The organism is Pseudomonas sp. HLG18 (genome assembly GCF_051903985.1).
Classification (GTDB): domain Bacteria; phylum Pseudomonadota; class Gammaproteobacteria; order Pseudomonadales; family Pseudomonadaceae; genus Aquipseudomonas; species Aquipseudomonas fluorescens_BT.
In genome coordinates, this window is record NZ_CP195831.1 from 5,493,098 (window position 1) to 5,519,410 (window position 26,313).

Annotated in this window: 28 protein-coding genes and 2 tRNA genes; 14 read left to right on the forward strand and 16 right to left on the reverse strand. The window is 59.4% G+C overall.

From position 1 onward, the window contains the following. Nucleotides 1-157: 157 nt before the first annotated feature. Together aguA and ACSPX5_RS25260 are read left to right on the forward strand one after the other, a co-directional pair. Nucleotides 158-1,264, forward strand: a complete 1,107-nt coding sequence (gene aguA / locus ACSPX5_RS25255) for an agmatine deiminase (RefSeq protein WP_169428423.1) — start codon at nucleotides 158-160, stop codon at nucleotides 1,262-1,264. Nucleotides 1,265-1,509: 245 nt separating this feature from the next. Then, nucleotides 1,510-1,722 (forward strand): hypothetical protein, encoded by a 213-nt coding sequence (locus tag ACSPX5_RS25260; protein ID WP_169428424.1) that lies wholly within the window; start codon nucleotides 1,510-1,512, stop codon nucleotides 1,720-1,722. Nucleotides 1,723-1,786: 64 nt separating this feature from the next. Here ACSPX5_RS25260 and ACSPX5_RS25265 read toward each other — a convergent pair whose 3' ends face one another. Continuing rightward, nucleotides 1,787-3,877, reverse strand: a complete 2,091-nt coding sequence (locus tag ACSPX5_RS25265) for a TonB-dependent receptor (protein ID WP_439820474.1) — start codon at nucleotides 3,875-3,877, stop codon at nucleotides 1,787-1,789. Between the two features lie 255 nt (nucleotides 3,878-4,132). Here ACSPX5_RS25265 and ACSPX5_RS25270 point away from each other — a divergent pair, with 255 nt between their 5' ends. The 6 genes from ACSPX5_RS25270 (at nucleotide 4,133) to ACSPX5_RS25295 (ending at nucleotide 8,832) form a co-directional block, all read left to right on the forward strand. Then, nucleotides 4,133-4,801 carry a DsbA family protein gene (locus ACSPX5_RS25270; RefSeq protein ID WP_439820475.1) on the forward strand — a complete coding sequence of 223 codons (669 nt, stop codon included), beginning with the start codon at nucleotides 4,133-4,135 and terminating at the stop codon, nucleotides 4,799-4,801. A gap of 299 nt (nucleotides 4,802-5,100) precedes the next feature. Continuing rightward, the gene (locus ACSPX5_RS25275) at nucleotides 5,101-6,387 is read left to right on the forward strand and encodes an OprD family porin (RefSeq protein ID WP_169428427.1); all 1,287 of its coding nucleotides are present in this window, start codon (nucleotides 5,101-5,103) and stop codon (nucleotides 6,385-6,387) included. 232 nt (nucleotides 6,388-6,619) lie between these two features. Further along, a complete protein-coding gene (locus ACSPX5_RS25280; protein ID WP_169428428.1) occupies nucleotides 6,620-7,366 on the forward strand; it encodes a 2OG-Fe dioxygenase family protein in 747 nt (248 codons plus the stop codon). Between the two features lie 79 nt (nucleotides 7,367-7,445). Next, entirely contained in the window at nucleotides 7,446-7,823 is a 378-nt protein-coding gene (locus ACSPX5_RS25285) for a GNAT family N-acetyltransferase (protein WP_096821986.1), read from the forward strand. Next, nucleotides 7,820-8,536: an AzlC family ABC transporter permease gene (locus ACSPX5_RS25290; protein WP_085702720.1), complete on the forward strand. Its 717-nt coding sequence runs from the start codon at nucleotides 7,820-7,822 to the stop codon at nucleotides 8,534-8,536. Before ACSPX5_RS25285 ends, ACSPX5_RS25290 begins: the two co-directional genes overlap by 4 nt. After that, nucleotides 8,515-8,832, forward strand: a complete 318-nt coding sequence (locus ACSPX5_RS25295) for an AzlD domain-containing protein (protein WP_439820476.1) — start codon at nucleotides 8,515-8,517, stop codon at nucleotides 8,830-8,832. Before ACSPX5_RS25290 ends, ACSPX5_RS25295 begins: the two co-directional genes overlap by 22 nt. Here ACSPX5_RS25295 and ACSPX5_RS25300 read toward each other — a convergent pair. Then, nucleotides 8,749-9,675: a LysR family transcriptional regulator gene (locus tag ACSPX5_RS25300; RefSeq protein WP_207866858.1), complete on the reverse strand. Its 927-nt coding sequence runs from the start codon at nucleotides 9,673-9,675 to the stop codon at nucleotides 8,749-8,751. The two genes, ACSPX5_RS25295 and ACSPX5_RS25300, sit on opposite strands and share 84 nt — an antisense overlap. Before the next feature lie 379 nt (nucleotides 9,676-10,054). Between ACSPX5_RS25300 and ACSPX5_RS25305 the strand changes: the two genes are divergently transcribed. The 4 genes from ACSPX5_RS25305 (at nucleotide 10,055) to ACSPX5_RS25320 (ending at nucleotide 12,091) form a co-directional block, all read left to right on the forward strand. After that, nucleotides 10,055-10,273, forward strand: coding sequence for a tautomerase family protein (locus ACSPX5_RS25305; RefSeq protein ID WP_007952610.1), 219 nt, complete (start codon nucleotides 10,055-10,057; stop codon nucleotides 10,271-10,273). Beyond that, nucleotides 10,270-10,914, forward strand: a complete 645-nt coding sequence (locus ACSPX5_RS25310) for a DsbA family oxidoreductase (protein WP_169428432.1) — start codon at nucleotides 10,270-10,272, stop codon at nucleotides 10,912-10,914. The genes ACSPX5_RS25305 and ACSPX5_RS25310 overlap by 4 nt, the downstream gene beginning before the upstream one ends. A 33-nt stretch (nucleotides 10,915-10,947) precedes the next feature. Next, on the forward strand, nucleotides 10,948-11,658 hold the full coding sequence (locus ACSPX5_RS25315) for an SDR family NAD(P)-dependent oxidoreductase (protein ID WP_085608639.1): 711 nt from the start codon (nucleotides 10,948-10,950) through the stop codon (nucleotides 11,656-11,658). Between the two features lie 202 nt (nucleotides 11,659-11,860). After that, nucleotides 11,861-12,091 carry a hypothetical protein gene (locus tag ACSPX5_RS25320; RefSeq protein WP_169428434.1) on the forward strand — a complete coding sequence of 77 codons (231 nt, stop codon included), beginning with the start codon at nucleotides 11,861-11,863 and terminating at the stop codon, nucleotides 12,089-12,091. A gap of 74 nt (nucleotides 12,092-12,165) precedes the next feature. Here ACSPX5_RS25320 and ACSPX5_RS25325 read toward each other — a convergent pair. The 7 genes from ACSPX5_RS25325 to ACSPX5_RS25355 form a co-directional block, all read right to left on the reverse strand. Then, nucleotides 12,166-12,241, reverse strand: a tRNA-Thr gene (locus tag ACSPX5_RS25325). A gap of 76 nt (nucleotides 12,242-12,317) precedes the next feature. Beyond that, nucleotides 12,318-13,133 (reverse strand): FkbM family methyltransferase, encoded by an 816-nt coding sequence (locus ACSPX5_RS25330; RefSeq protein ID WP_439820477.1) that lies wholly within the window; start codon nucleotides 13,131-13,133, stop codon nucleotides 12,318-12,320. Between the two features lie 344 nt (nucleotides 13,134-13,477). Beyond that, on the reverse strand, nucleotides 13,478-14,713 hold the full coding sequence (locus ACSPX5_RS25335) for a methyltransferase (RefSeq protein ID WP_439820478.1): 1,236 nt from the start codon (nucleotides 14,711-14,713) through the stop codon (nucleotides 13,478-13,480). Beyond that, the gene (locus tag ACSPX5_RS25340; protein ID WP_439820479.1) at nucleotides 14,694-15,383 is read right to left on the reverse strand and encodes an ABC transporter permease; all 690 of its coding nucleotides are present in this window, start codon (nucleotides 15,381-15,383) and stop codon (nucleotides 14,694-14,696) included. Before ACSPX5_RS25340 ends, ACSPX5_RS25335 begins: the two co-directional genes overlap by 20 nt. After that, nucleotides 15,380-16,075, reverse strand: coding sequence for an ABC transporter permease (locus ACSPX5_RS25345; protein WP_169428438.1), 696 nt, complete (start codon nucleotides 16,073-16,075; stop codon nucleotides 15,380-15,382). Before ACSPX5_RS25345 ends, ACSPX5_RS25340 begins: the two co-directional genes overlap by 4 nt. 78 nt (nucleotides 16,076-16,153) lie before the next feature. Continuing rightward, nucleotides 16,154-16,903: an ABC transporter substrate-binding protein gene (locus tag ACSPX5_RS25350; RefSeq protein ID WP_169428439.1), complete on the reverse strand. Its 750-nt coding sequence runs from the start codon at nucleotides 16,901-16,903 to the stop codon at nucleotides 16,154-16,156. Nucleotides 16,904-16,916: 13 nt separating this feature from the next. Further along, nucleotides 16,917-17,690: an ABC transporter ATP-binding protein gene (locus ACSPX5_RS25355; protein WP_027922189.1), complete on the reverse strand. Its 774-nt coding sequence runs from the start codon at nucleotides 17,688-17,690 to the stop codon at nucleotides 16,917-16,919. A gap of 552 nt (nucleotides 17,691-18,242) precedes the next feature. Here ACSPX5_RS25355 and gabP point away from each other — a divergent pair. Then, entirely contained in the window at nucleotides 18,243-19,634 is a 1,392-nt protein-coding gene (gabP, locus tag ACSPX5_RS25360) for a GABA permease (RefSeq protein WP_169428440.1), read from the forward strand. A gap of 70 nt (nucleotides 19,635-19,704) precedes the next feature. Here the strand turns inward: gabP and ACSPX5_RS25365 are convergent, their stop codons facing one another. Genes ACSPX5_RS25365 through ACSPX5_RS25375 form a run of 3 tightly spaced genes read right to left on the reverse strand, consistent with a single transcriptional unit; the run spans nucleotide 19,705 to nucleotide 21,550 of the window. Further along, entirely contained in the window at nucleotides 19,705-20,157 is a 453-nt protein-coding gene (locus tag ACSPX5_RS25365) for a hypothetical protein (protein WP_439820480.1), read from the reverse strand. Between the two features lie 6 nt (nucleotides 20,158-20,163). Beyond that, complete coding sequence (locus ACSPX5_RS25370; protein WP_439820481.1) at nucleotides 20,164-20,577, reverse strand: hypothetical protein; 414 nt, start codon at nucleotides 20,575-20,577, stop codon at nucleotides 20,164-20,166. Nucleotides 20,578-20,608: 31 nt separating this feature from the next. Continuing rightward, nucleotides 20,609-21,550 (reverse strand): alpha/beta hydrolase family protein, encoded by a 942-nt coding sequence (locus tag ACSPX5_RS25375; protein ID WP_439820482.1) that lies wholly within the window; start codon nucleotides 21,548-21,550, stop codon nucleotides 20,609-20,611. Nucleotides 21,551-21,814: 264 nt separating this feature from the next. On the opposite strand from ACSPX5_RS25375, the gene ACSPX5_RS25380 reads away from it, so the two are divergent. Next, nucleotides 21,815-22,264 carry a carboxypeptidase regulatory-like domain-containing protein gene (locus tag ACSPX5_RS25380; RefSeq protein WP_169428444.1) on the forward strand — a complete coding sequence of 150 codons (450 nt, stop codon included), beginning with the start codon at nucleotides 21,815-21,817 and terminating at the stop codon, nucleotides 22,262-22,264. Between the two features lie 119 nt (nucleotides 22,265-22,383). Here the strand turns inward: ACSPX5_RS25380 and ACSPX5_RS25385 are convergent. From ACSPX5_RS25385 to ACSPX5_RS25400, 4 genes are all read right to left on the reverse strand, one after another. Next, nucleotides 22,384-22,459: transfer RNA gene (locus tag ACSPX5_RS25385), tRNA-Phe, on the reverse strand. A 91-nt stretch (nucleotides 22,460-22,550) separates the two neighbouring features. After that, entirely contained in the window at nucleotides 22,551-22,823 is a 273-nt protein-coding gene (locus ACSPX5_RS25390; protein WP_085712761.1) for an oxidative damage protection protein, read from the reverse strand. Beyond that, on the reverse strand, nucleotides 22,820-23,887 hold the full coding sequence (gene mutY, locus ACSPX5_RS25395; protein WP_119428651.1) for an A/G-specific adenine glycosylase: 1,068 nt from the start codon (nucleotides 23,885-23,887) through the stop codon (nucleotides 22,820-22,822). Before mutY ends, ACSPX5_RS25390 begins: the two co-directional genes overlap by 4 nt. Further along, nucleotides 23,884-26,115: an AsmA family protein gene (locus tag ACSPX5_RS25400; protein WP_439820483.1), complete on the reverse strand. Its 2,232-nt coding sequence runs from the start codon at nucleotides 26,113-26,115 to the stop codon at nucleotides 23,884-23,886. Before ACSPX5_RS25400 ends, mutY begins: the two co-directional genes overlap by 4 nt. Between the last annotated feature and the right edge of the window lie 198 nt (nucleotides 26,116-26,313).

A 26,313-nucleotide genomic window follows, 5' to 3' on the forward strand; every position in this document is an offset into this window, starting at 1 on the left:
CCGATTTCTATCGGTATTAATCGGTGAAAACAAAACTCGATATTTGTTTTCAGCTTTTAAAGTCGATATTTATCGTTTATAAAGTCGCTATCGTCCGTCGTCCAAACCTGTTCGGCGCGTTGAACAACCTCGACCGTTCCCTGGAGTCCTGATCGACATGACCACCTTGAAAAGTACCCCACGCGCCGATGGCTTCTACATGCCGGCTGAGTGGGCGCCGCAAACCCAGACCTGGATGATCTGGCCCGAGCGTCCGGACAACTGGCGTCTGGGCGGCAAGCCGGCGCAGGTCGCTCATGCAGCCGTGGCCAAGGCCATCGCGCGTTTCGAACCGGTGACCGTGGCGGTGTCCGCCGGCCAGTACGAAAATGCTCGCGCGCGCCTTGATGTGCCGAATATCCGCGTGGTCGAGATGTCCAGCGATGACGCCTGGGTCCGCGACAGCGGCCCGACCTTCGTGATCAATAACAGCGGCGAAGTGCGCGGTGTGAACTGGGACTTCAACGCCTGGGGCGGTTTTGACGGAGGCCTGTATTCGCCGTGGAACCGCGATTCCCAGGTCGGTGGCAAGATCCTCGAGATCGAGCGCAGCCCGCGCTATCGCACCGAAGGCTTTGTGCTCGAAGGCGGCTCGATTCATGTCGACGGTGAAGGCACCCTGATCACCACCGAAGAATGCCTGCTCAACCGCAATCGCAACCCGCACCTGGGTCGTGAAGAAATCGAAGCGGTGCTGCGCGACAACCTGTCCGTGGACAAGATCATCTGGCTGCCGGATGGCCTGTTCAACGACGAAACCGACGGCCATGTGGATAACTTCTGCTGCTATGTGCGTCCGGGTGAAGTGCTGCTGGCGTGGACTGACGATCCGCAGGATCCGAACTACCCGCGCTGCCAGGCTGCGATGAAAGTGCTGGAAAGCAGCACCGACGCCAAGGGGCGCCCGTTCACGGTGCACAAGATGCCGATTCCGGGGCCGCTGTTTGCCACCGAAGAGGAATGCGCAGGCGTGGACCCGGTGGATGGCACTCAGGAGCGCAACCCGAGCGTGCGTCTGGCCGGTTCCTACGTGAACTTCCTGATCGTCAACGGCGGCATCATCGCGCCGAGTTTTGACGATCCAATGGATGCTCCGGCCCGTGAGATTCTGCAGAACCTGTTCCCGCAACACGAAGTGGTGATGGTGCCGGGTCGCGAACTGTTACTGGGGGGCGGCAATATTCACTGCCTTACCCAACAGCAACCCGCTCCGCACAAAGAGTGAGTGCAGATGTAACAGCTTGAGTTGATTGAAAAATCGACCGGGCAGTCATTTGTTGCCTACGCTTGAAGAGAAACCCGCAGCCCGTCAGGACTGCGGGTTTCTTTATATCCGCTTGTCGGCAGTTTCAACACATTGGCATAGCTCTTGTATCGCTTATGACGCACTAGGGAGGGGGGAGAACTTCAACAGTTCTGTCATAAACCTTGGATAACGTAGCCGCTCACGAACGGGGAGAGAGCGCGGAAATGAACGCCGAAGTGAACGTAATCAGCGAGCGGACGATGCATCCCATGGCTGTAAATAGTGAGTCGCTCCAGATTGTCGCGCACTGGTTGAAGTCCAATGGAACGCGTCAGATCAGGGAACCTGATCCGCGCCGGATGATGATCGAGCGTTACCCCGCTGGCCTGTTCAGCGAGGCCGAATTGGACGCATTGTGGGATGTGATGGAAGGATAAGAAGAACAGACAAGGATTGTAAAAAGCGCTGCCGGGATGGCAGCGCTTTTTTTATGGGCGTGAATCAGAAGCTGTAGGTGCCGGTCATGACCAGGCTGCGCGGCGCGCCTGGCTGGATCTGGAAGGCGCTGGTGGCCGACGCGTAATACTCGCGGTCGGTGATGTTGTTCAGCGCTGCGCGCAGGTCCCAGTCCTTGTGGCGGTAACCGACCAGAGCGTCCCAACGCCCATAGCCCGGCAGCACGGTGGTGTTGGCGTTGTCGGCGTAACGCTGGCCGACCAGGGTCAGGCCGGTTTCGCCGTACCAGCCCATCTCCGGTTTCCAGGTCAGGAACAGGCTGCCGTTGTGCTTGGCGACATTGTTGACGCGTTTGCCTTCCAGGCCGTTGTTGTCCTTCTCGATGGTCGCGTCCTGCACGCCGAAGCCGCCGCGCACGTACCAGTTGCCGACGATCTTGCCGGTACCGGTCAACTCGATCCCCCGCGAACGCTGCAGACCGCTGAGTACGGTCAGGGTCGGGTCGTTCGGATCGGTGGTGCGACGGTTGTAGAGTTCCAGCTCGTAGATGGCCAGGGTGGTGCTCAGGCGATCGTCGAGCCAGTCGCTCTTGACGCCGATTTCCTTCTGCTTGGTCAGCTCCGGGCTCAGGTCGTTGGTGTTGCCGGCTGCGCCCGGAGTGATACCGATCAGACCGCCGCCCACCGGCGAGAAGGTCTTGGTCCACGAGGCGTAGAACGAGTGGTTCTGCAGCGGCGTCCAGACCACACCGAAACGCGGGCTGGTGCTGTGGCTGTCACGGTCCTCGGAGATGTTGCGCAGTTTGTTGGTCGACTCGATATCGAAGGTGTCATAGCGCAGGCCTGCCAGCAGTTGCCATTGATCGTTCAGGCGCAGTTGGTCCTGAACGTAGATCGCGCGACTTTCGACTTCTGTATGGCTGCTGCTCGACACCTGCATACGGCCGGTGTGGCGCAGATTTCGATCCGGGTTGTACAGGTCCAGCGAAGGCACTGCGGAGCTGCCGCGTCCGGAGGTTGCCGCGTTGTACAGCGTCGGGTCGCGGCGCTGGCTGCCGGTTTCGACGCCGGTCAGCAAGCGGTGTTCGAGGCCGAAGGTGTCGAATCCACCTTCCAGTTCGACGTTGTTGAATACGTTGCGGGTGGTCAGGTCCTGTTGCCAGTGCTGGCGGGTGACCTTGTTGGTCTTCGCATCGAAACCGGTGAGGTAGGTGTTGTCGAAATCGCTGTCGAGCTTGAACACACCGAGGGTGTGGCGCAGTTGCCAGTTGTCGTTGATTTCATAGCTCAGCTTCGAGCGCAGGGACTGTGCCTTGTCATCGATGAAGTCGTGATCGTTGCCGTAGGTCGTGTCTCGGCCAACATCCGCCGGACGTCCACCGACGCCGGGAATGCCGCGATCCGGCGTACGGTTGTAGCGGCTGTATTCGTACTGCACCAGCCAGTTCAGGTCAGGCGTAAGCTGCCAGCTCATCGACGGCGCAAACAGTTTGCGGTTGCCGCTGACACCGTCGCGGAAGCTGTTCTCGTCCATGTTGCCCATGTTCAGGCGCAGGCTGATGTTCTCGCTCGGGTCGGCGCTGAGGTCGGCGTACAGGCTGCGCAGATCTTCGCTGCCGCCCTGGGCCTCAATGGTCGAGCGGCGGCCGGATTCGGGCGCCTTGCTCACACGGTTGACGATCCCGCCCTGGCTGCCACGGCCATACAGCACGGCGGCCGGCCCCTTGAGCACTTCGACGCGTTCGATGTTGTGCAGATCGCGCTTGTACTGGCTGTCGTCGCGGATGCCGTCCAGATAGAAGTCGTTGCTGGCGTCGAAACCCCGGATGCGCAGGCTGTCGAAGCGCGTATCGCCTGCGCCGCTGACGTTGGGAATCCCGCTCAGGGCGTCTTCGATGTCATTGATGCCGTAATCCGCGACGTTGGCAGTCTTGATCGAATCGATCGCCTGCGGCACGTAGCGCACGGGGGTGGACGTACGGGTTGCGGTGTTGCTGACCTTTACGCGCGGGTCGTCGGCCTGCGCTTCAGCGCTGATCGAAGTGGCGGGAAGTTCGGTCGCGGAGTAAGCGAAACCGGAGGACAAAACGGCAGAGAGCCCAAGCGTGACGGGCGTAAGACGGAACGGGGCAGGCATTGAAAAGCGCATCCGAAAGGGTGAAAGAATTCAAACGCGCGGATGGTAATGCTTTGCATTTGCTTCCGTTAATTATTCCTGAAAGGTTCCTTGGTTGGATTGTGTCAATTTATTTCATGTTTGTGTCGGAGCGGACAATGAGCGCATTTGACCGATTGCCGAAACAGACTGAAAGCCATTCCGGCGTTTTTCCGCAACGACCCATGGACTAATGTGCCGGCATCATTTTTCCCATCTTCCAGCCGGAGCTTTTCGATGACTCTTCATTACATCTACGACCCGCTGTGTGGCTGGTGCTACGGCGCCAAGCCGCTGGTACAGGCCGCACAGCAAGTTCTGCCGGTGATCGCCCATGCTGGCGGCATGATGACCGGTGCCAACCGTCAGAGCGTTTCACCGCAACTGCGCAATTACGTGATACCTCACGACCGACGCATTGCCGAATACACCGGACAGCCGTTTGGCGAAGCCTATTTCGAAGGTCTGTTGCGTGATCACACGGCGGTATTTGATTCCACGCCACCGATTGCCGCTGTCATGGCAGCAGAACGCCTCGATGGGCGTGGCCTGGAACTGCTGGGTCGTTTGCAAACCGCACACTATGTAGAAGGCCGGCGGATTGCCGATGAGGTCGTGCTCGTGGACTGCGCGGTAGAGATAGGCTACGAGGCGGACACTTTCCTCAAAAACCTCAAGGCCACTGATACCGATCAACACATAAAGAACAGCCGCGCATTGTTGGCGAAACTCGGTGGTCAAGGCTTTCCAACCTTTGCACTGGAGCAGGACGGTCAGTTCACTCTGATCGATATCGGCCCGTGGCTCGGCAAACCGCAGGCCTTTGCACAATGGTTGAGCGAGTCGGTTCCGTCGGCACCCGTGGTGCAAGCCTTGCCGGTCTGTGGCCTCGATGGTTGTGCGTGAGCGGACATCAAAATCCCTGATTACAGGCAATTCCCAGCACGCAACCATCGTAAAATTTACTTTTATTAGACGATTTTTGCCTATTTAAAGACGATTCTTGAAATTGACACATTGTTCAGGGCGCGGCTACGATTCGGCCCAACGCCTGTGGCTAACCGCCATGACTCAAAATCAGGAGCAGGCCCGCCATGACATTGTCTTGAGCGGGTCTTTTTGTTTCGGGGTGAATAAAAGAGTGCAATAAGCGCCGTTTCAGCCGTTCGACACAGCGCGTTTCAACCCGCAATAAGGAAAACAAGATGTTGAACAAGCGAATCAGTTTGATCGCACTGGGGATGTTGAGTGCCACTTCGGCCATGGCTAACGACCAGGCAGAGTCCAAGGGTTTTGTTGAAGACAGCAGCCTCAAAGTGCTGCTGCGCAATGCCTACATCAATCGTGACTACAAAGACGGCAACCAGGACAAAGCGGAATGGGGCCAAGCGGCCATCGGTACGTTCTCGTCCGGTTTCACCCAGGGCACCGTCGGTGTCGGTGTGGATGCCTTCGGTCTGTACGCACTGCGCCTGGATGGCGGCAAGGGCCGCAGCGGTGCGGGCGGTATCGACTTCTTCAAGCGCGGTGACAGCGGTAACGCTGCCGACGACCTGTCGAAGGGCGGTGCAGCCGTCAAATTCCGTATCTCCAACACCGTACTGACCTACGGCGACCAGATGCCGGCCCTGCCGGTGCTGAGCTACGACAACGTGCGCCTGCTGCCGGAAAGCTACACCGGTACCTTGATCACCTCCAAAGAGATCAAAGGTCTGCAACTGGATGCCGGTCGTTTCACCGCCGAATCGCGTAAAAGCGCTGAAGGCCGTGACAGCGGTGGCCTGAAGTCGATCAACGTGTTGGGCGGCAGCTACCAGTTCACCGAACAGTTCAAGGCTGCGCTGTACGCTTCCGACGTCGAAGACGTGCTGAAGAAGCAATACGTGAACGCCAACTACGTGTTCCCGATCGACAAGGATCAGTCCCTGACCCTGGACTTCAATGGTTACCGCACCAAGCTGGACAACTCCTATGTCCGCGAAAACGGCGTAACCGGCGACGACAACAAGATCTGGAGCCTGGCAGCCACTTTCGCCACCGGCCCGCACTCGTTCACCGTGGCGCACCAGCGCTCCACCGGTGACAGCAACCTGGGTTACGCCTATGGCGGCTACCAGAAAGGCCAAGGTCGCGTGGGTGACGGTGGCAACACCATCTACCTGGCCAACTCCTACTGGTCGGACTTCAACGCTGAAGACGAGCGCAGCTGGCAACTGGGCTACGGCCTGGACTTCGGCGCATTCGGTGTTCCGGGTCTGAGCTACAACTTCGCTTACGTGCGTGGCGACAACATCACCACATCCACCAGCGAAGGCGGCACCGAGCGCGAAATCTTCAACCAGTTCAAGTACGTCGTGCAGAGTGGCCCGGCCAAGGACCTGAGCGTGAAAGTGCGTAGCTCGATCCTGCGTGTTTCGCAGAAATCCAGCGAATACAACGTCAGCGGCAACGAGTTGCGTGTGTTCGTGGATTACCCGATCAACATCTTCTGATGATCGTTTGAAGCCGCGACACGCGTCAGAAAAACCCCGACTGGTTCGGGGTTTTTTTTGACGTTTTTTGCGAAAACAGCATAAAAACCCGTGTTTTTGTCATTTGAAATGCACTTTCAAGGCGTTTCAAATCGCGTTTCAAACAGCGCTTTAAATGCCTGAAATTCTTTCTCATGGACGCAAATTCTCCACCTAATAGATTAGGCCGTTCAATGCAGCGGAGAATTGGGTAATGATCGTTTTAACCAGAGAAGTGGGCGAATCGCTACGGCGCGACAAATACGCCAATGTGCAGGGTGCTGACTTCAATCTCTACGGTCATTTCGCCGACTTTGTCAGACTGACCAAAAGTTGGGAAAACATGGAGCCTGACAGTTACTACGGTCAGGCCGAAGCCGGCATGCGTTACCGTCGTTACAGCGACTTTGAATACAACCCCAAGACGCGCGAGCTGAAGCAACTGGAACACCGCGCGTACGTGCAGTCCAAGGAGAACAACGCCTACGTGGGCGGCGTTGTGCGGCACTTCCAGGACTTCTCCGACGAAGTGATTACTTCGCCGGTGATGCGCAGCCTGATCGACACCGATTTCGAAGTGTACAAAAGCGTGTTGCCGGAAGAGTTGCACAATGAAATCTGGCAATGCCAGATCCATCAGATCCGCATCGAGATCAAACCCGGCAAACAGCTGGAAATCACGCCGGAAGGCATCCACTGCGACGGTTACCCGTTCAGCGGTGTGCACTTCTGGGGTCGCAACAATGTCGAGGGGGCCGAAAGCCGCCTGTACGACATTCACGAGCAGCAACTGGCGTCGACCACCTACCAGGAAATTCTCGACACCACTTACTTCCTCGACCGCGACATGCGCCACTACGTCACGCCAGCGCGCAACACCCACTCCCATGCCATGGCGTACCGGCAGATTCTGGCGATTTCCTTCTCGCGGCCCGGGACCGCTTTCGACATTGTTCGCTAATCAGATCACCCCAATCGACGGCGTCGAGTGCTCGACGCCGGTGGTGCTGCGGCGTGCGACGGCCAAGGACGCGCAGCGCATGGAGCGTTTCTTCCGCCAGTTCGACGAAGTGTCGTTCTGCGAATGGCAGGATGCCAAATGCCTGCGCGGCGTGCTGATCCAGAAAACCACCACGGCCTATCTCGCCTTCGATGTCGAGGGCGAGATCGTTGGCGCAGTATTGGGCGGCATGCTCGGCAGTCGCGGCACCATCAACCATCTGGCTGTCAGCGCGCGCTATCGCAGCCAGGGTGTGGGGCAGCGGCTGGTGGAAGCGGCGTCGGCCGACATGAAACGGGTCGGTGTGCTGCGGATGTTTCTGTTCGTTGACGATGCTAACCTCGCGGGCAAGCGTTTCTGGACGGCCCAGGGTTTTTGCGAGCCTCACGGCGAACGGACATTTGAGAGGGATCTATGAATGAAACATCCGGCAGTGCGCCGCTGATGGTCGACCGTCAGCCATCGCGCACCTTTGCCGAAGCCAGCCCGGTGGTGGCCGGCTACTTCACCGTGTCGTTCGTCTTCGGGCTGATGGCGGTCAACGCCGGGCTGCCGCTGTGGCTGCCGGTGGCCATGTGTCTGTTCGTGTATGCCGGGGCTTCGCAATTCGCGGCGCTGGCGCTGATCAGCAGCGGTGCGTCGCTGACCACCATCGTGCTGACCACATTTCTGATCAATGCGCGGCACATGCTGATGTCGGTCTACATGGCGAAGGCCCTGCGGGCGCTGGGCCTGAGCCGCATGGAGCGCTGGTGCTATGCCGGCGGGCTCACCGATGAATCGTTCGCCTTTCACAGCGTCAAGCTGGGCACCGGGGCGCCGGTGAACATCCGTTATCTGATCGGCTTCAACCTGTTCTGCCACACCTCGTGGGTGATCGGCGGATTGCTCGGGGCCCTGTGTGCGCAATACGCTTCGCACCTGATCAAATACCAGCTCGACTACGCGCTGACCGCAATGATGCTCTACGTGCTGGTCTCGCTGTGCAACACCCGCAACAAACTCATCGCCGCTATGGCCGCAGTCGTCTGCATGGGCGCACTGAGTCTGGTGGGCAGCTCGCCGTTCAACGTTTTCATCGCCACGTTTGTGGGCTGTGGAGTGGGTGTATGCCTGACCAAACGTTCCTGATCCTGGTGGTCGCGCTGATGATGGCCGTGACCTTCCTGCCACGGGCCTTGCCGCTGCAGGTCAACACCGAGCACTGGCCGCCCTTCGTCGCCCGGGCGCTGGAATACCTGCCGGTGGCGATCGTCGCTGCGATCAGCCTGACCCCCTTGTTGATCAAGGAACAGCACATACAGCTCGATCGCCCGGAACTCTATGCAGCGATTCCGACGCTGTTATGTGCGTATTTCAGCAAAAACCTCTTTCTCAGTGTGGCGGTTGGGACGGCTGCGTACATTGCGCTCGGCTCGTTCATGTAACGGCAGGTCGACCACGTCGTTCAACGCCTGGCCGGACAGATCCGGGTTGTTCACCGCCAGGCGCACTTCGAGGAAATCCTCGAACCCGGGGAAAATCGTCAGGCCGTTCTTCTGCGCGGCCTCGCGGGAGACCATGCCGACCGCGTCCATCTGCGTGATGAGTGACAGGGTCAGCGTTTCGCTGCAGGAGTAAATCGTCCGCTGGCTGTTCTCGAAATTGCCCAGCCCGGCGTCGAGAAAACGCAAAAAGCTGTGGGAATACGGGCAATCTTCTGCAGGACGCACCTGAAACTTGTTGCCGAGCAACGTCAGCGGATCGTTCTCCTGACCGCAATGAGCGCCGACCACCTGTACCTGCACTTCCGGCAGGACAATGCTCGGCAACCCCGGACGCTGCGGGCCGATCAGCACCGCCAGGTCGAAGTCCTCGTTCTTCAGCTTGCTGAGATTTTCCATCGACTCGGCGTAGCTGAATTCCATCTGGTAGTCGGGGAACACATCGATCAAGCGCCCGATCAATCGTCGGTTGAAGTCCGGGTCCAGCGTGGTGTTCAACGCCACTTTCAACGTGCGCTGTCCCGGCACCTTCAGCGCCTCGACTTTCTCTTCCATCTGCCGCGTGGCAATCAGCACTCTGTCCATATAAGGCGTCAGCTCTGTGCCTTGCGGCGTCAGCGTCAGTCCTTTGTTGGAACGGCGAAACAAGCGGAAACCGAACTGTTCTTCGACCTTGTTCAACTGCGCGGCCAGGGCCTGCACAGTCAGGCACGAATGCTCGGCTGCGGCCGACAAGGAGCCGGTCTGCACGATGCGCATGAGGTTGCGTAAGGTTCTGCTATCCATGGGTAATGCCCTCTGAAGTGGGCTGGGTATTGTTGTGTACGTGACGGCCTGAACGGCGCCATTTGCCGGCTATATTCCTGTACCTGAGCATAGTTGTCGCGCAATTAGTAGCGAATCGATGTCCCCGCCGATGGCTGGAGGCTGACACAGGATCGGGGTTTTTGGTGACGTGGGGGTGATTGGGGTCAAAAAAAGTGCACGGTTTGGGTGCGTCTTCGTGTTTTTTCAAAGGAATTTTGGCGCGATTTTGACAGGCTATTCATTACACCACCTCACAAATGAAGTACCCCACCCCTACTTTTTCCCCTCCTGGCACACGCCTACATTGAGCTCCAACACCTGACCATCATCCCGAGGGCAGGTCACTGGAGTAGTCGTCATGCCATTTGTCAGCGTACGCATCACCCGCGACGGCGTTACCCGTGAGCAGAAAGCTCAGGTGATCGCCGAAATCACTGAAACCCTGGAACGCGTCCTCAACAAACGCCCGGACCTGACCCACATCGTGATCGAAGAAGTCGACACCGATAACTGGGGCTACGCCGGCATCACCACCACCGAATACCGCCGACAACTGGCGGAACGGGGCCAGTCATGACCCCGACCGTGACCATCGATTTCGTCTCCGACGTGGTGTGCCCCTGGTGCGCACTCGGGGCGACGGCGCTGGAGCAGGCGATCGGCAATCTGGCCGGCGAGGTTTCGGTGGAGCTGACCTACAAACCCTTCGAACTCAACCCGGACATGCCCGCCGAAGGCGAACCGGCCGTGCAGCACCTGATGCGCAAATACGGTCGCACCGCCGAAGACGTTGCCGCCGGCAAAAAGATGCAAATCGAGCGCGGCAAGGCCATCGGTTTCGAGTTCGACCTGGAAAAACGCACGCACTTTCACAACACCTTCGATGCCCATCGATTGCTGATGTGGGCAGCGCAGGAAGGGCGGCAAGTCGTGCTGAAAAAGATCCTGCTGCGCGCTTACTTCCGCGACGGCGACAACCCCAACGATCACCCGACGCTGATCCGTCTGGCGACCGAAGCGGGGCTGGAGGCGGCGAGGGCCCGCAAGGTGCTGGCCAGCGACGAATTCGCCAGCGAAGTGCGGCAACTGCAGGCGTTTTACCGACAGCACGGGATCAACTCGGTGCCCGCGCTGATCCTGAACGGCAAGCACCTGGTCTCCGGTTCGCAATCGGTCGAGTACTACGAACAAATGCTGAAACAACTGGCTAGCGCCTGATTCAACACTTATTTATTGATTGAGGATTTCATCATGAGCAACTCGAAAAAAACCGTCGTTATCACTGGCGCCTCCCAAGGTCTGGGCGAAGGCATGGTCAAGGCCTTCCGTGAGCTGGGCTACAACATCGTCGCCACTTCGCGCTCAATCAAGCCGTCGAACGATCCGCAAATCCTGACCATCGCTGGCGACATCGGCGACCCGGCCACCGCTCAACGCGTGATCAGCGAAGGCGTGGCACGCTTCGGCCGCATCGACACCCTGGTCAACAACGCCGGCATCTTCGTCGCCAAACCGTTCACCGCCTACACCCCGGAAGACTACGCGGCGGTGCTGTCGGTCAACCTCAACGGCTTCTTCTACATCACCCAACTGGCCATCGCCGAGATGGAAAAACAAGGCAAGGGCCACGTGGTCAATATCACCACCAGCCTGGTCGACCACGCCATCGACGGCGTGCCCTCGGTCCTCGCGTCGCTGACCAAGGGCGGCCTCAACGCCGCCACTAAATCCCTGGCCATCGAATACGCCAAACGCGGAATCCGGGTAAACGCGGTATCGCCGGGCATCATCAAAACGCCGATGCACGGCGAAGAAACCCACGCGGCACTGGGCGCGCTGCATCCGGTCGGGCACATGGGCGAGATCGACGATATTGCGCAGGCGGTGGTGTATCTCGATAACGCGAACTTTGTGACTGGCGAGATTCTGCATGTGGATGGTGGGCAGAGCGCTGGGCATTGATTGATGCGGTAACACAAAGCCCTTTCAGTGATGCGAGGGCTTTTTTGTGGGCGACGGTTTGTGGATCGTCATCGACCAGCGCCTTGCGAAGCTCCCGCGAGTTCAAGGGGAACTCAGTGAGCCTAAGCCTGAGGATATGCTGAGAGTCGTCTATTTTGATTAGAAACAGTTACTCGTGATCGTACGGTCGGGGAAGGACGTTATGGCGCAGTATAAGAACCTGGCTGGAGATTCAGGCGTGATTGCTTATGAACTAGGGCGGGGATCAATCACGATTCAATTCGCAAAGGGTGCTTACAGAACTTATCTTTATGATTCGCTCAAGCCCGGCGCTGTGATTGTGGCAGAGCTAATACGTTTGGCTGTGGCAGGGCAAGGTTTAAACAGTTACATCAACCGTTACGTGAAGAAGAATTACGCCAGCAGATGGTAAACGGTTAAACACAGGCCGTCATAATGCCGAGAAACAACAAAGCCCCTGCATTTCTGCAGGGGCTTCGTTTTGTATGGTGCCGGCACCAGGAATCGAACCCGGGACCTACTGATTACAAGTCAGTTGCTCTACCATCTGAGCTATACCGGCGTGTGGGCGACGATTATAGCGACTCGGGTGCTTCTGTAAACCCCTGAATTCAGACTATTTTTGCGCGCTCTGCGAATCACGCCCGGCGCAGGACGTTGCGCAGTTTTTGTACAGCGCGCCAGGTGCGGCTGTTTTGCATGGCGCGCAGTTCGGCTTCGGCGTGTTCGGCGCGTTGCAGGGCGGTTTCCAGGGCCGGGTTTACCGGGTGGGCGAGGTTGTGGCCTTTGCACAGCTGAAAGTTGTCGAGGTTGCACGGTGGCAGGTCGAACGCGGGTTTGAGGTTGATGTGTTCGTTGGCGAGGAAGAAGCTGTTGAGGCCGTCGAACAGGACGTTGGTGTAACCGGCGTCGGTCACCAGGTGTTCCCAGGTGTGGTCGCGCTCCCATGGGGTTTCGATGAGGATGATCCAGGGGCGGAAGCGGCCGAAGTCCATCCCGCGCAGGACGGTTTCTTCGTGGCCCTCGACGTCGATTTTCAGGAAGTGGATCGGCCGCTCGGCGGCGTGTTCTTCGCAGATCGAGGTCAGTGTGCGTGCGGTGACGGTGAGGCTTTGCACGTCCATGCCGAGGTTTTTGCGCTCTTGCGCAACGACCGGGTCAGCGGTGGACAGGCCGGTGTCGGGAATGCCGTAGAAGGTCAGTTCGCCCGGCTGGTCGCTGGCCACGCATTGCAGCGTGGTGTCGCGGGGGCGATGGTGGCGGAGCGCGTCGTAATAGTTCTGCATCGGTTCGACATTGATGCCCTGCCAGCCGCGATCGTAAAAGGCTTTGGTGACCGAGTCGTGGATCGGGTCATTGGCGCCGACGTCGATATAAAAACCGTTTTCAAAATACTGCAGGGCGCGCCAAAGGCGAACGTCCTCGAAATTCTGTGCGTAAGAAATGAACGTCACGGTCGCTTCCTGTCGGTCGATTTTTTCTTGTTCGGGCCTGCGCTACCTGCACGGCGTAGGTCTGTATAGCAAGGGTGGCTGGCCGGCGCAATTTTCCGTTCCCTGCGTCCATGATTCGGCGGATATGTCCTTTTGCTTGGGGGCTTATGCACAACAGGCTTTGAAGAGGGTGGGCTTAGAGGGGATTTTGTGAAAGGGTTCTCATTTGGTGCGCAAATCCCTGTTTTATCGGTTTTTTATTCATGTGAACAAAAAATGACCAAGGCTGTTAGTGGCCTGAAACAGGCGCGGATATGGGATCCAAGAGAAATCCATCAACAGAGTTATCCACAGGCCGTAAAGATTTAAGCGCGTTCTGCCAACAGCAGGAAATTACGCGGTGTGAGCGGCGCTTCGCAGAAGGTGCCGAGACGTACGACGTATCCCTGTTCGGTGAGGAAAAGTGCCCGATCAAGATTCAGCCAAAGCTCCAGCGGGCGTCGGAAGAGTCCGCGCAGCAATTCCAGGTTGCGAACTTCGGCCAACCGCTGCCAACCGGCGGCTTCGAGAGCTACCCAATCCGGCGAGCCGATTGTGGATAACTCTTTCAACGCTGCCAGGTCGCAGCAGTAATCGGCGAACGGTTTGTCCAGCCATGCGCTCGGCAGCGACGGCGTCGGCAGGTATTCGTCGGTGCCGCGCACTTGCCGCTGCAGCAAATCGAAAGCCAGCCGGCGGGCCATGGAAGTGTCGCGCTGACGTCGGACACGGGCACCGGCGGTGACGGTTTCGCTCATCGGCAGGGACAGATCTTCCAGCGACAGCTGTAGGGCAGAGTGCGAGCCGGCGGAAGATAACGCCTGATACTCCGCTCGATTGATCCGGTTATAGCAGCACGGAGCGATTGCCAACTGTCGGCAACCTGCGGCGCTGGCCAGTTGCATCAGCCGCACATGCAGATCACCACAAGCGTGCAGGGCAACAGGTGTGTGTTCGGCGTTCAGCAATAAAGCGGTGTTCGCGGCGAGTACATCCTGCTCGACATGCAGTGCGTGCAACTGATGACGCTGACTCAGCGCCTGACCGCTCGCGACCAGCGCTGGATCATATTCCAGGCAAGTGAGTTGCTGATCGGCACCGAGCAGACGCCGCCCCAAATGGCCTTTACCCGAACACCAGTCCAGCCAGTGCTTCGGTTGCGCGGCAAACGACAAGCGGCTGGCGAAGGCCTCGATCTGCTGCCATTTGCGCCCCGGTACATCGACATTCTGGCGATGGCCGGCAGCTTCCAGTGAGTGTGCAGGCAACTCACCCACCGCACTCAATTCAAGCGACAACGCTGCCAATGAAGCAAAGGGCTCGGGTGCATCCAAAAGTTCGGCAGGGTTGTTGTGGGCGTTTTCCGCCTCTTCCAGCGATCGTCCGCGTAGCCACGAAGCCAGCTCCGGGCAGGATGCTTCCCAGGGTAAATGCAGATGAGTAAACGGGCGGGGTTTCCACAGCGCCTGATGCGTTGTGAGAAATGTATCCAGTGCGGTGAAGCGGGCGAGTAAGTCCTCGCCCGTCAGCACGTAAGAAGAGTCAGCGTCCCTGGCACGCATCGACGCGCAGCCAGCGTTCCAGCAGTTTGAAACCGCGAACCAGCACGTAGGCCATCACCAGGTAGAACAAGCCGGCAGCGAAGAAGATCTCCACCGGCAGGTAAGTACGGGCAATGATCGTGCGCGCCATGCCGGTCAGCTCCAGCAGCGTTACGGTGCTGGCCAGGGCGCTGGCCTTGAGCATCAGAATCACTTCGTTGCTGTAGGCCGGCAAGCCGATGCGCGCAGCGCGCGGCAGGATGATGTAGAACAGCGCTTTCGGCCGGGACATGCCCAGAGCCCGCGCCGCTTCGATTTCACCCGGCGGAATGGCCTGGATTGCGCCGCGCAGGATCTCGGCGATGTACGCCGCGGTGTGCAGTGTCATGGTCGCGGTCGCGCACCAGAACGGATCACGCAGGTAGGGCCACAGCGAGCTGCTGCGTACCGCGTCGAACTGCGCCAGGCCGTAATAGACAAGGAACAGTTGAACCAGCAACGGCGTGCCACGGAAAAAGAAGATGTAGGCGTAGGGCAAAGCGCGCACGTACCACAGCTTCGAAGAGCGGGCGATGCCCAGCGGGATCGCCAGCAGCAGACCGGCGATGACTGCGATGGCCACCAGTTCCAGAGTCAGGGTCGCGCTCTGCGCCAGTTTCGGCAGCCACTTGATAATGACTTCCCAGTTCATTGAGCGCTCCTCGCGAAGCCGCGTGCGGCGCGTTTTTCCAGGAAGTGCATGCCTGTCATCGCCAGCACCGTCAGGCACAGGTACATGAGGGCGGCGACCATATAAAAGGTGAACGGCTGTTTGGACACGGTCACGCCGATCTGTGCGTGACGCATGATTTCTTCCAGGCCGATGACTGACACCAGGGCGGTGTCCTTCATCAGGATCATGAACAGGTTACCCAGACCGGGCAGGGCGATGCGCCACATCTGCGGCATGATCAGCTTGGTGAAGATCCGCCATTTCGACAGGCCCAGGGCCACACCAGCCTCACGGTGCCCTTTGGGAATGGCGAGAATCGCACCACGAAACACTTCCGTGGCGTAGGCGCCGAAGCACAGGCCCAGCGCGATGACGCCGGCGGCGAAGGCGCTGAGTTCCAGATCGGGATTGCCGAAGAACTCCCCGAGCGCGCGCATCGCATTGACCGTACCGAAGTAGATCAGCAATACCCAGAGCAATTCCGGGACGCCGCGTACCAGGGTCGAATAAGTGCCGCCAAGCCATTGCAGCGGCTTGTACGGGGAAGTCTTGGCCAGGGCGCCGAGCAGACCGAGCACCAGCCCGAGACACAGAGCCGTAAGTGCCAGTTTGACGGTCATCAGCGCACCGGCGGCGAGCGCCGGGCCGAATCCGTAGAGGTCGATAATCATGGATTTCTTTTCAAATCGCGGCAGGCAAGGCCGGGAGCCTGCACCGTCAGAGCACGGTGCAGGTCCCGCACGTCAGGATCAGTAGATGCTGAACGGGAAGTACTTGTCGTTGATCTTCTTGTAGGTACCGTCGGCAACGATTTCCTTCAATGCGGCGTTCAGCTTCTCGCGCAGCGGGTCACCTTTGCGCACGGCGATGCCGATCTTGTCGCTTTCCACGACCGCGTTGCCCTTGAACTCGTAGTTCTTGCCTGCGTCGGTTTTCAGCCAGTCATAGTTGGCGTACTTGTCGGCCAGAATCGCGTCGACACGACCGGACGTCAGGTCCAGGTAGGCGTTTTCCTGAGTGTCATAGAGTTTGACTTCGATATCGCTACCGTAAGTGTCTTCAAGCCAGGTGCCGGCCAGGGTCGCGCGTTGCGTACCGATGATCTTGCCTTTGAGCGAGTCCTTGTCGGTTTTGAAATCGACGTTTTTCGGCGCGATGAACTGCAGCTTGTTCGAGTAGTACGGGTCGGTGAAGTCCACCGCGCCCTTGCGCTCGTCGGTGATCGACAGCGAGGAAATCAGGAAGTCGAACTTTTTGGCGTTCAGGGCCGGGATGATGCCGTCCCAGTCGGAAGTCACGACGCTGCATTCGACTTTCATCTTGGCGCACAGGGCGTCGCCGATGTCTTTGTCGAAACCGACGACCTGGCCACTGGCGTCTTTATTGTTGAACGGCGGGTAAGCGGCTTCGATGCCCATCTTCAGGGTCTCGGCCATGGCGCCGGCGCTGAACGCCAGGGAGACGGCGGCGGCCAGGAAGACCTTTTTGTAGTTCTGCATGCGGGTAGCTCCGTTAGCGGTTGCTGGACATGAATTGTTTGCAGCGCGCCGAAAGCGGGTTGTCGAACACCTGCTGTGGCGATCCTTGCTCTTCGACCAGGCCCTGGTGGAGGAATACCACTTCACTGGACACCTGACGGGCGAACCCCATTTCGTGGGTCACGAGCAGCATGGTGCGGCCTTCTTCGGCCAATGCGCGGATGACATTAAGTACTTCCTGGACCATTTCCGGGTCAAGGGCGGAGGTGGGCTCGTCGAACAGGATCACCTTGGGCTGCATCGCCAGTGTGCGGGCAATCGCCGCGCGCTGTTGCTGGCCGCCGGACAGCTGCGCCGGGTAGGCGTGGCGCTTGTCGGCGATGCCGACCTTGGCCAGCAGGGCTTCGGCGACTTCGATGGCTTCGGCCTTGCTCTGGCCGAGCACGCGGCGCGGGGCTTCGATGATGTTGTCGAGCACACTCATGTGCGGCCACAGATTAAAGTTTTGAAATACAAAACCAATCTCGGAGCGCAGGCGATTGATCTGCTTGCCGTCGGCGGCAACCAGTTCGCCATTCTTGGCGGCCTTGAGCTTGAGTTCTTCGCCGGCGACCAGGATCTGGCCCTGGTGCGGGTTTTCCAACAGGTTGATGCAACGCAGGAACGTGGACTTGCCGGAACCGGAGGAACCGAGGATCGAGATCACATCGCCGTCGCGGGCGGTCAGCGAGATGCCTTTGAGCACCTCAAGCTGTCCGTAGCGTTTGTGCAGGTTGCGGATTTCAAGCGCGGGCGTGGCCTCAGCCATGTGCGTTCCTCATATATGTTGCGCTCCAGCTGTTGGTTGGCCTTCCTGGCGAGGCGGCCAAGCTAGCATAGCGTTTCAATGGCAGCCAACAGCGCTACGAGCGGTAAACGGATGGCGTGTGGCAGGTTGTCGCATCAGCGCAGCAGACTGTCGCCCCGTCAACAACCGAACGGGCGTTTGACGTTGATTCCCGTGGGTGTCGCGTAAAAAAAGGCGCGATGTTGCCACCTTTGGCGGGGTGTTGGAAGCGCTATCCGGCCGAACGTTCCTCATTCGCCCTTTTATTGTGCATCCCGCACCTTTTCAGTGTGTTTCTGGTGCGCCCGTTCGTTTTGAAAAGTGAGTCGCAGGGTAACGCTTTGGCGAAAGGCCAGTATTCTCAAGGACTTGCGATGACTGTCCGGTCGTAGTGAAAACCGCGGGCCAGAAGACTTTGAAACATTTTGGCGCAATTATTGCGTGCAGAATCTGGAACGCCCCGTTGGATTCTTTTTACGAGAAGGAACGCCAGACGGGCCGGACGCAATCGCTTTCCTCGCAAAGGTAGTTCCAATGAGCAGTACCCAAAGCTCCAATGGCCTCGAACAGGGGCTCAAACCGCGTCATGTGACCATGCTGTCGATCGCCGGGGTGATCGGTGCAGGTCTGTTCGTCGGCTCCGGCCACGCGATCGCCGCCGCCGGCCCGGCCGTGCTGCTGGCCTACGCCGCTGCCGGCATGCTGGTTGTGCTGGTCATGCGCATGCTCGGCGAAATGGCCGTTGCCTCGCCGGATACCGGCTCCTTCTCGACTTATGCCGACCGCGCCATCGGTCATTGGGCCGGTTTTACCATCGGCTGGTTGTACTGGTGGTTCTGGGTTCTGGTGATCCCGCTGGAGGCCAACGCCGCCGCGACCATCCTGCATGCCTGGTTCCCGAGCGTGGAGATCTGGGCCTTCGCGCTGATCATCACCATGCTGCTGACGGTGACCAACCTGTTCAGCGTAAAAAACTACGGTGAGTTCGAATTCTGGTTCGCCCTGCTCAAAGTCGTGGCGATCATCGGTTTCATCATTCTGGGTGTGGCGGCGATTTTCGGTTTCCTGCCGAACAGCCAGGTGAGCGGCGTGTCGCACATTTTTGACACCCAGGGCTTCCTGCCAAACGGCCTGGGCGCTGTATTGGGTGCGATCCTGACCACCATGTTTTCCTTCATGGGTACCGAGATCGTGACCATCGCGGCCGCGGAATCGAAGAACCCTGGCAAGCAGATTTCCAAGGCCACCAACTCGGTGATCTGGCGGATCGGTTTGTTCTACCTCGTATCGATTTTCATCGTCGTGGCCCTGGTGCCATGGAACGATCCAGCGCTGGCCAGCCTTGGCTCCTACCAGACTGTGCTTGAGCGCATGGGCATCCCGAACGCCAAGATGATCGTCGATATCGTGGTGCTGGTCGCTGTGACCAGCTGCCTGAACTCGGCGCTGTACACCTCTTCGCGCATGCTGTTCTCCCTCGGCAAACGTGGCGATGCCCCGGCCATGGCGACCCGCACCAACAAGAGCGGCACCCCTTACTGGGCGGTGATGTTGTCCACAGGCGCAGCGTTCCTGTGCACCTTCGCCAACTACGTGGCTCCGGCTGCGGTGTTCGAGTTCCTGTTGGCCAGCTCCGGCGCCATCGCGCTGCTGGTGTACCTGGTGATCGCGATTTCGCAACTGCGCATGCGTAAGCAGCGCATGGCTCGCGGTGAAAAAATCGTCTTCAGCATGTGGCTGTTCCCGGGCCTGACCTACGCGGTGATCGTGTTCATCGTGGCGGCCCTGACCATCATGTTGTTCCAGGACGCCCACCGCGTGGAAATCCTCGCGACCGGCCTGCTGAGCCTGGTGGTTGTTGCGACCGGCATGCTCGTGGCGCGTCGTCGCAAGGCAGAAAAGCGTGGTGCGGTGGTGTTGAACTGATCCGGATCGCGTAATGCAAAACGGCCGCTGTCAGCGATGACAAGCGGCCGTTTTTGTTTGCGGGCGAGGTTTATTCGCTCTTCTCTTCAGGCGCTTCGAGCGACTGGCCGTAAGTATCCAGTGCCATCCCGAAATCGGTGATGAACTGCGGCTCGCTCAACCAGGCCTGGGCTGTCTCGCGATCCATGCCATCGGCCCACATGCGATAGTCGATCAGCATGTCGGCGGCCAGGTGGGTGGCGGCCATGCCTTCGTCGTCGGCGTTTTCCATGTCCAGCAGTTCAGGATGGTCGACGATGATGAACGCCAGCTCCTGCAGCAGGGTCAGCAGCATGTTGTTGCGGCTGACGGCTTCGGCGTCGCGCATCTTGCTGAACATCGCCAGGGTGTATTCCGGGATCGGCTCGGCCAGGTGACCGAGGTCATCGTCCAGGGCCAGGGGTTTGCGGCCGACCATGCGGATCTGCTTGGCCTTGGCCTTGGCGCGCTTGGCGCGTTTCTGTTGCTTGTTCAGGGATGCCATGGGAACTCAGTCTTTCTGTTGGGTTTGTGCGGCGATCGCGTCGGACGCGGCCACATAGTCTTTCTGGAAGTCAGGCGACTCGATCCACGCCAGGGCGCCGGCCTCGTCGGTCTCGGTGGACCACTGGCGGTACTCGATCAGTGCGGCGAGGATGAAATCCATCGCGCCTTCTTCACCTTCCTGTTCATACACCAGCTCCAGCAGCGGGTCCTCAAGGAATGCCGTGCACATGGCCTGCTGGCTGAACTTCTCGGCGTCGATCATTTTCTTGAACAGTTCGGTCAGGTCCACCGACTCGAAATCGATGCGGTCGTCGTTCGGGTCCAGTTCGACCGGTGCCTCGGCGCGTTTGGTGCGGTTCTGCTTGGCCTTGGTCTTGGCCCGGGCGGCGCGTTTTTGCTGCTTGTTGGCGGAAGCCATGGTGTGTGTTCCGTGATGCGTTGGAGGGGACTCAACTGCGCGGCACTTGCCGCCCCGGTGTATCGGGGGCCAGTGCGCCGGTCTGCAGCCAGGTCAGCGCGATGGGCCATAGTGTGGCTTGGTATGCGCTACGAAAAAAGGCGAAATGTCCGACTTCTTGTTCGCCGATGTCCTGCGGCTCGATTCGCAGGTGGGTCTTTTGCGCGTTGTGGAAGTAATCGAGCAGGCGTTCGATGGCGGGAATCGTGCCGTAGGGATCGTCGCTGATGCTGATTGCCAGGGCTTTGGCCCGGACGTTGGCGAAGGGCAAGTCGGCGATCGTTCTACCGCTCGGGCGCCGCTCATAACGTGCGTCGGGCGTGCTCCAGTCGCGGACCACGCCAGCGGGCGTGTCTTCCAGCCAGCCAAGTCGCTTGCCCGGAAAGTAGCCACAGAACAGCGTGACCAGCGGCATCAGCAGGTGCCATTTGCCGAACATCCGCCAGCGGTGCTCGGGCGCGTAATCGCGCCAGTAAGCGAACTGCGCGCCGACCGTCACCAGTCGTCGGATCAGATGTCCGGATGCCCCCAGGCCTGCTGCACAGCCACCGAAACTGTGCCCGACCACATCGATCGGCTGACCGGGAAACTCCCGCTGTGCTCGTTTGAGCATCGCTTCGAAATCCAGCGCGCCCCAATCCGTCCATGAAGCCTGCAAATGCCTCATCGACTTTGGCCGCGACTCACCAATGCCCCGGTAGTCGTAAATGATCACGTCGAAGCCGTTGGCGAACAGATACGCCGCGAAGCGCGAGTAGTGGCGGCAGCGCACGGACGTGGCGGCGTTGATGATCACCAGCGGGCGCTGTGGATCCGGTGACGCGTGACGCCAGGTGAAACCGCCGAGCAGATAGCCGTCGGCGGCGGGCTCGTGGAAGGGCTCGCTTTCCGCTGACAGCTGACTGAGTGGCAGTGTCGCGCTTTGTAGGTTCATGGCGATCCAGACTTTCGGGGACGGTTCGAGGATGAACTTCAAGCGGGTGGGTATGCAACGAATCGGAACGCAGTGAGTACCAAATTTGCAGGTTGATCAGGCAATCGCTAATTCGAGACGCAATGCGGCGCGAATCGTTGGTGGAGTTTTCTGTAGTCCTTTTCGTATCTACCGCAACTCCCAATCGTTCTAAAACTCACCTCACGAGACAAAATCTAAAAAGAGGTAACGATTGGGTTCCGCGAGAGCCCGGGAGTCGTCCTCATGAAACGCGTTCTTAAATTCGTGCTGCCCGTTGCCGCTGCGGCGGTGTTGCTGTTTCCGCTCATGACGCAGGCTGCAAGTCTGGAGCCGATCGACAATTCCGCTGTGCAGGCTCAGCAGCAAGAGCAAAACGGTATTCGCTATCTGGCCGGCGGGATTGGCCTGGATGAGTCGAAAGCCATTCAGCAATCCGCTGGCTACAACCTGCACATGACCTTCGCCGTCGGCATGCAAAACCTGTACACCGCCGATGTCGATGTGATGATCCAGAAAGCCCCCGGGCAAACCGTGCTGACGCTGAATCAGACCGGGCCATTGGTGTATGTGCAGTTACCGCCCGGCAAGTACACGGTAGTCGCTACCCGCAATGGTGAAACGCGTCGGGATGCGGCCGAAATAGGCGGCGGTGCAGCGCGCAATCTGGTGTTCCACTGGAACGACAACAGCTAGGGACGTTGCCGGTCGCGCCGGGATGGCGCGACCGTTGCCGATGCGTCCCTGAATCGGGCCGTCATCAAATCGCAGGCATAAAAAAACCCTGAATCTTGCGATTCAGGGTTTTCGGTATTTGGTGCCCAGAGACGGAATCGAACCGCCGACACGGGGATTTTCAATCCCCTGCTCTACCGACTGAGCTATCTGGGCAACGGGGCGCATTAAAAGGGTTTTTCGGATTTACGTCAACGACTTTTTTAAAATTTCTTAAATTAATTCCGTCGCTTACGAAATCCGGGGGTTATTCGGCCGGTGGAACGTAGCCTTCGGCCTGGGCGTATTCCTCGCCGGAGAAGTACTTGTCCATTTCGCCCTGCAGATATTTGCGGTCTTCGGCGTTCATCATGTTCAGGCGTTTTTCGTTGATCAGCAGGGTCTGGTGTTTCTGCCAGTCGGCCCAGGCCTTGGCCGAGACGTGTTCGAAGATGTCCTGGCCCTTGGCGCCCGGGTACGGTGGGCGCTCCAGACCTTCGAGTTGTTCTTTGTACTTGCGGCACATTACGGTGCGGGTCATGTCGACTCTCCTGCATTCAAGACGGCGGCCGCGCGTTCGAGCAAGGTCTTGACCGGGGCGGCGAGGCCCAGGCGCGGCGGGGTGGCGAGGTTATACCAGAGCCAGTCGGCCTCGGCCACGTGACCGCCGGCTTCCTGCACCTGAACCAGCCAGGGTTCGATGGACAGCTGGAAATGGCTGAAGGTGTGGACAAGGCTCGGCAGCGCCTGCTGCTCGCCCAGTTCCAGCGAGTGCTGCGCGGCGAGGTGTTGCAGGTCGTCGAGGTCGTCGAGTTCCGGCAGGCTCCACAAACCGCCCCACAATCCGCTGGATGGGCGGCGATAAAGCAGAATCGCGCCGTCCTCGTTGGCCAGCAGCGGCATCAGCGTGCGCTTCTGCGGGATGGCCTTGCGCGGCTTGGGGATCGGGTAACGCGTTTCCAGGCCGAGCATGTGCGCTTCGCAGCCCTTCTTCAGAGGACACAGCAGGCAGCTCGGCTTGCTGCGGGTGCACAGCGTGGCACCCAGATCCATCATCGCCTGGGTGTAGGCGTTGACCCGATCCTGCGGCGTGAAGCGCTCGGCGTTGGCCCACAGCTGTTTGGCGACCTTCGGCTCGCCGGGGTAGCCTTCCTGTGCGGTAAAGCGCGCGAGCACTCGTTTGACGTTGCCGTCGAGGATTGGCGCGCGCAGGCCCATGCTGATGCTGGCAATCGCGCCAGCAGTGGACAGGCCGATGCCCGGCAAATCCGTGAGCTTCTCGACATCGCGGGGAAATTCGCCGCCGTACTGGCTGACGACGATCTTCGCGGTCTTCTGCAGATTGCGCGCGCGGGTGTAGTAACCCAGGCCCGTCCACAGGTGCAGCACTTCGTCCTCCGGCGCTTCGGCCAGGGCTTCGACCGTCGGCAGCGCGGCCATGAACCGGTCGAAGTAATTGAGCACGGTGCTGACCTGGGTCTGCTGCAACATGATCTCGGACACCCACACCCGATACGGGTTGATGTTCTGTTGCCAGGGCAAATCATGGCGGCCGTGGCGGTCGAACCATTCCAGCACCGCCGTGGAAAACTGCTCCGCTCTCATCGCTTGAACAGCCCCTTCAATGCGTTTTTCAGTTCAGGGCTGACTTTGTCGCCCAGTTTCTCGTCGATTTTTTCGCTGAGCTTGTCACCGGCCAATTTGGTCGCGACCTGGCCGAGGCGCTCGTTATCCACACGACAAGCCTTGGCGCCGAGCTCCAGCGGGCCACGGCAGCGCAGCGGCCACTCGATGCCGACGAATTTCTCGCCGACCTGGCAGGCCGGGTCCGGCATGGCGCTGGTATCGCCTTCGACGATGATGCCGACGCGATAGTCCATACCCAGCACTTTCAGGTCGATGTCGCCGTCACCGTTGACGGTCATGCCAGGGATGCGCACTTTCAGGTCCGGGTTGTTGGCCACACCGTTGCGCAAGGTCAGGTTGCCCTTGAGTTCCTGGAACGGCGTGTCCTTGCCCCGCGGTTCGCCGCTCAGGGATTTGCGGTTGAGGGTGGCGATGCCTTTGCACAGTTGCTGTTCGAGGTTGGCATTGAGCAACACGCCGTTGTTGATCACGAAACTGGCGTTGCCGTTGAGGGTGTCGATCAGCGCCTGCTGGCTGTTCCCGCTACCGGTGACGGTGCTGGTGAGGTTCACCAGGCCTTTGACCGGCGGGTTCTTGCCCTGGCTTTCGAGGATTTTTTCCACCGGCACGCGGTTGATCCGGGTTTGCAGATTCAGTACCGGCACGGTCTGGCGCACGTCCAGCGTGCCCTTGGCTTCGAAGTCGCCGTTGTACAGCTCGCCGCGCAGGTTCTCCAGAGTCAGCAGGCCGCCCTGGCCGGTGGCTTTCAGTGCGGCGTTCTGGATCGGTAATTTATCGAGGGTCAACTGGCCGAAGGTCAGGTCGGCGTTCACGTCCAGTTTGCTCAGGCGCTCCACCGGAAACAGTCGCTCGGTGCTCCAGGCACTTTTGCTCGGTTTGTCCGGCAGCGGGGTGCTGCCGGCGCCGGCCATGGCATCGGCTTCGGTGCTGGCGACTTCGGTCTGGCGTGCCTGAGTGGCGCTGGCGGCTTTTTCCGATTTCGGCGGCAGGTAGCGGTCGACGTTGAAGGTGTCGGCCTTGAGGATCGCTCGCAGCGATTGCCTGGCGAAGTCTTCAACGGCGATGCGGCCGCTGAAGCTGCTGTCGTCGAGTTTCAGGTTGATGTTGTCCAGCGCCAGGCTGGTCGGTGTGGCAGCGACACGGCTGACCAGCTCGACCTTGCTCAGGCTGCCTTCGGCCATGGCCGGCAGTGTCTGGCCGATGCTGTCGACGAACTTCGCCAGATCGAACTGGGCGATGGAAATCGCGCCAGTGATCTGCGGCGTCTTGTCGAGATTGTTGGCCTTCAGCTCGCCCAAGGCGCGCAACTGGTTGGCGGAAATCTTGATCCCGGTCCATTCGGCGACGTTTGCGGCCTTGTCGAGCAACATCTGCCCCTGGGCGGAGAACGTCATGGCTTTGCCCTGCAGGGGATCACCGGTCAGTTCGCCGGACAGCTTCAGGTCTTCGAACTTGTAACGTTGCAGGGCGCGCTCGATGCGCAGCTCACCATTGAGCTCGGTGCGCACTCGCAGCACGGGCTGATTGGTGCTGAGGAATGCCGTGGCTTTGAGCGGAATGTTGGTCGAGTCGTGTACCGCGCCGGTGCTCAACTGGATGCTTTCGGCGCTGAACTGCTTGCCGGTCTGCTCGTCGTTGTATTCAACGCGGGCGTTGTTGACGGTCAGGCTGTCGATGTCGAGGCGAATCGGCTGCGGCGGTTTTTCCGGCTGGGCAGGTGTTTCGGCGACCGGTTCGCCAGCGGCAACAGGCGGGGTGCTGCCCGGCGCAGGCGCTGCAGCCGGCAGCTTGCCGATGTCTTCCCAGTTGCCGTGACCGTTCTTGTCGCGGTTCAGGCGCAGGTTCAGGCCTTCGACACGCACATCACTCATCTGCACTTCACGGCGCAGCAACGGCAGCACGCGTACCGACAGGCCGAGCATCTGCAGATCGGCATACGGTTCGTCAGGCTTGATCAGGGTGGCGACGCTGGCCTCGTGCAATTCCAGGCCGAGCCATGGGAACAGGCTCCAGCCGATATCGCCATTGAGCGTCAGCTCGATGTGGGCCTTGTCGCGGGCTATCTGGCGGATCTCGTCTTTGTAGTCGTTGGGATCGAAGAAGTGGGTCAGGGCGAAGCCCGCCGCCACAATGATCAGCAACAGCCCGAGAAGTACCAGACCCAGGATTTTGCCGAACGCTTTCATGGGCGAGTCCTTGTAGTTAGTCGAATTCATAATTTAGCCGGGGAGTATAGCGCTGCATGACCCTGTGCTGGTGCGGTGTCCAGAGGAACCTGTCGATCCGCGGCGTGCAGCGCTTCGACAACGGTCGGCGGGAGGGTTCCCCGGTCATCTGAGATCAGATGACTCAAAAAAGGTGATATCAGTTTGGTTTTTCTGTCA

Coding starts and splice junctions, on each gene's coding strand:
- aguA (WP_169428423.1), top strand. CDS start 158: ATGACCACCTTGAAAAGTACCCCACGCGCCGATGGCTTCTACATGCCG.
- ACSPX5_RS25260 (WP_169428424.1), top strand. CDS start 1,510: ATGAACGCCGAAGTGAACGTAATCAGCGAGCGGACGATGCATCCCATG.
- ACSPX5_RS25265 (WP_439820474.1), bottom strand. CDS start 3,877: ATGCCTGCCCCGTTCCGTCTTACGCCCGTCACGCTTGGGCTCTCTGCC.
- ACSPX5_RS25270 (WP_439820475.1), top strand. CDS start 4,133: ATGACTCTTCATTACATCTACGACCCGCTGTGTGGCTGGTGCTACGGC.
- ACSPX5_RS25275 (WP_169428427.1), top strand. CDS start 5,101: ATGTTGAACAAGCGAATCAGTTTGATCGCACTGGGGATGTTGAGTGCC.
- ACSPX5_RS25280 (WP_169428428.1), top strand. CDS start 6,620: ATGATCGTTTTAACCAGAGAAGTGGGCGAATCGCTACGGCGCGACAAA.
- ACSPX5_RS25285 (WP_096821986.1), top strand. CDS start 7,446: ATGGAGCGTTTCTTCCGCCAGTTCGACGAAGTGTCGTTCTGCGAATGG.
- ACSPX5_RS25290 (WP_085702720.1), top strand. CDS start 7,820: ATGAATGAAACATCCGGCAGTGCGCCGCTGATGGTCGACCGTCAGCCA.
- ACSPX5_RS25295 (WP_439820476.1), top strand. CDS start 8,515: ATGCCTGACCAAACGTTCCTGATCCTGGTGGTCGCGCTGATGATGGCC.
- ACSPX5_RS25300 (WP_207866858.1), bottom strand. CDS start 9,675: ATGGATAGCAGAACCTTACGCAACCTCATGCGCATCGTGCAGACCGGC.
- ACSPX5_RS25305 (WP_007952610.1), top strand. CDS start 10,055: ATGCCATTTGTCAGCGTACGCATCACCCGCGACGGCGTTACCCGTGAG.
- ACSPX5_RS25310 (WP_169428432.1), top strand. CDS start 10,270: ATGACCCCGACCGTGACCATCGATTTCGTCTCCGACGTGGTGTGCCCC.
- ACSPX5_RS25315 (WP_085608639.1), top strand. CDS start 10,948: ATGAGCAACTCGAAAAAAACCGTCGTTATCACTGGCGCCTCCCAAGGT.
- ACSPX5_RS25320 (WP_169428434.1), top strand. CDS start 11,861: ATGGCGCAGTATAAGAACCTGGCTGGAGATTCAGGCGTGATTGCTTAT.
- ACSPX5_RS25335 (WP_439820478.1), bottom strand. CDS start 14,713: ATGCGTGCCAGGGACGCTGACTCTTCTTACGTGCTGACGGGCGAGGAC.
- ACSPX5_RS25340 (WP_439820479.1), bottom strand. CDS start 15,383: ATGAACTGGGAAGTCATTATCAAGTGGCTGCCGAAACTGGCGCAGAGC.
- ACSPX5_RS25345 (WP_169428438.1), bottom strand. CDS start 16,075: ATGATTATCGACCTCTACGGATTCGGCCCGGCGCTCGCCGCCGGTGCG.
- ACSPX5_RS25350 (WP_169428439.1), bottom strand. CDS start 16,903: ATGCAGAACTACAAAAAGGTCTTCCTGGCCGCCGCCGTCTCCCTGGCG.
- ACSPX5_RS25355 (WP_027922189.1), bottom strand. CDS start 17,690: ATGGCTGAGGCCACGCCCGCGCTTGAAATCCGCAACCTGCACAAACGC.
- gabP (WP_169428440.1), top strand. CDS start 18,243: ATGAGCAGTACCCAAAGCTCCAATGGCCTCGAACAGGGGCTCAAACCG.
- ACSPX5_RS25365 (WP_439820480.1), bottom strand. CDS start 20,157: ATGGCATCCCTGAACAAGCAACAGAAACGCGCCAAGCGCGCCAAGGCC.
- ACSPX5_RS25370 (WP_439820481.1), bottom strand. CDS start 20,577: ATGGCTTCCGCCAACAAGCAGCAAAAACGCGCCGCCCGGGCCAAGACC.
- ACSPX5_RS25375 (WP_439820482.1), bottom strand. CDS start 21,550: ATGAACCTACAAAGCGCGACACTGCCACTCAGTCAGCTGTCAGCGGAA.
- ACSPX5_RS25380 (WP_169428444.1), top strand. CDS start 21,815: ATGAAACGCGTTCTTAAATTCGTGCTGCCCGTTGCCGCTGCGGCGGTG.
- ACSPX5_RS25390 (WP_085712761.1), bottom strand. CDS start 22,823: ATGACCCGCACCGTAATGTGCCGCAAGTACAAAGAACAACTCGAAGGT.
- mutY (WP_119428651.1), bottom strand. CDS start 23,887: ATGAGAGCGGAGCAGTTTTCCACGGCGGTGCTGGAATGGTTCGACCGC.
- ACSPX5_RS25400 (WP_439820483.1), bottom strand. CDS start 26,115: ATGAAAGCGTTCGGCAAAATCCTGGGTCTGGTACTTCTCGGGCTGTTG.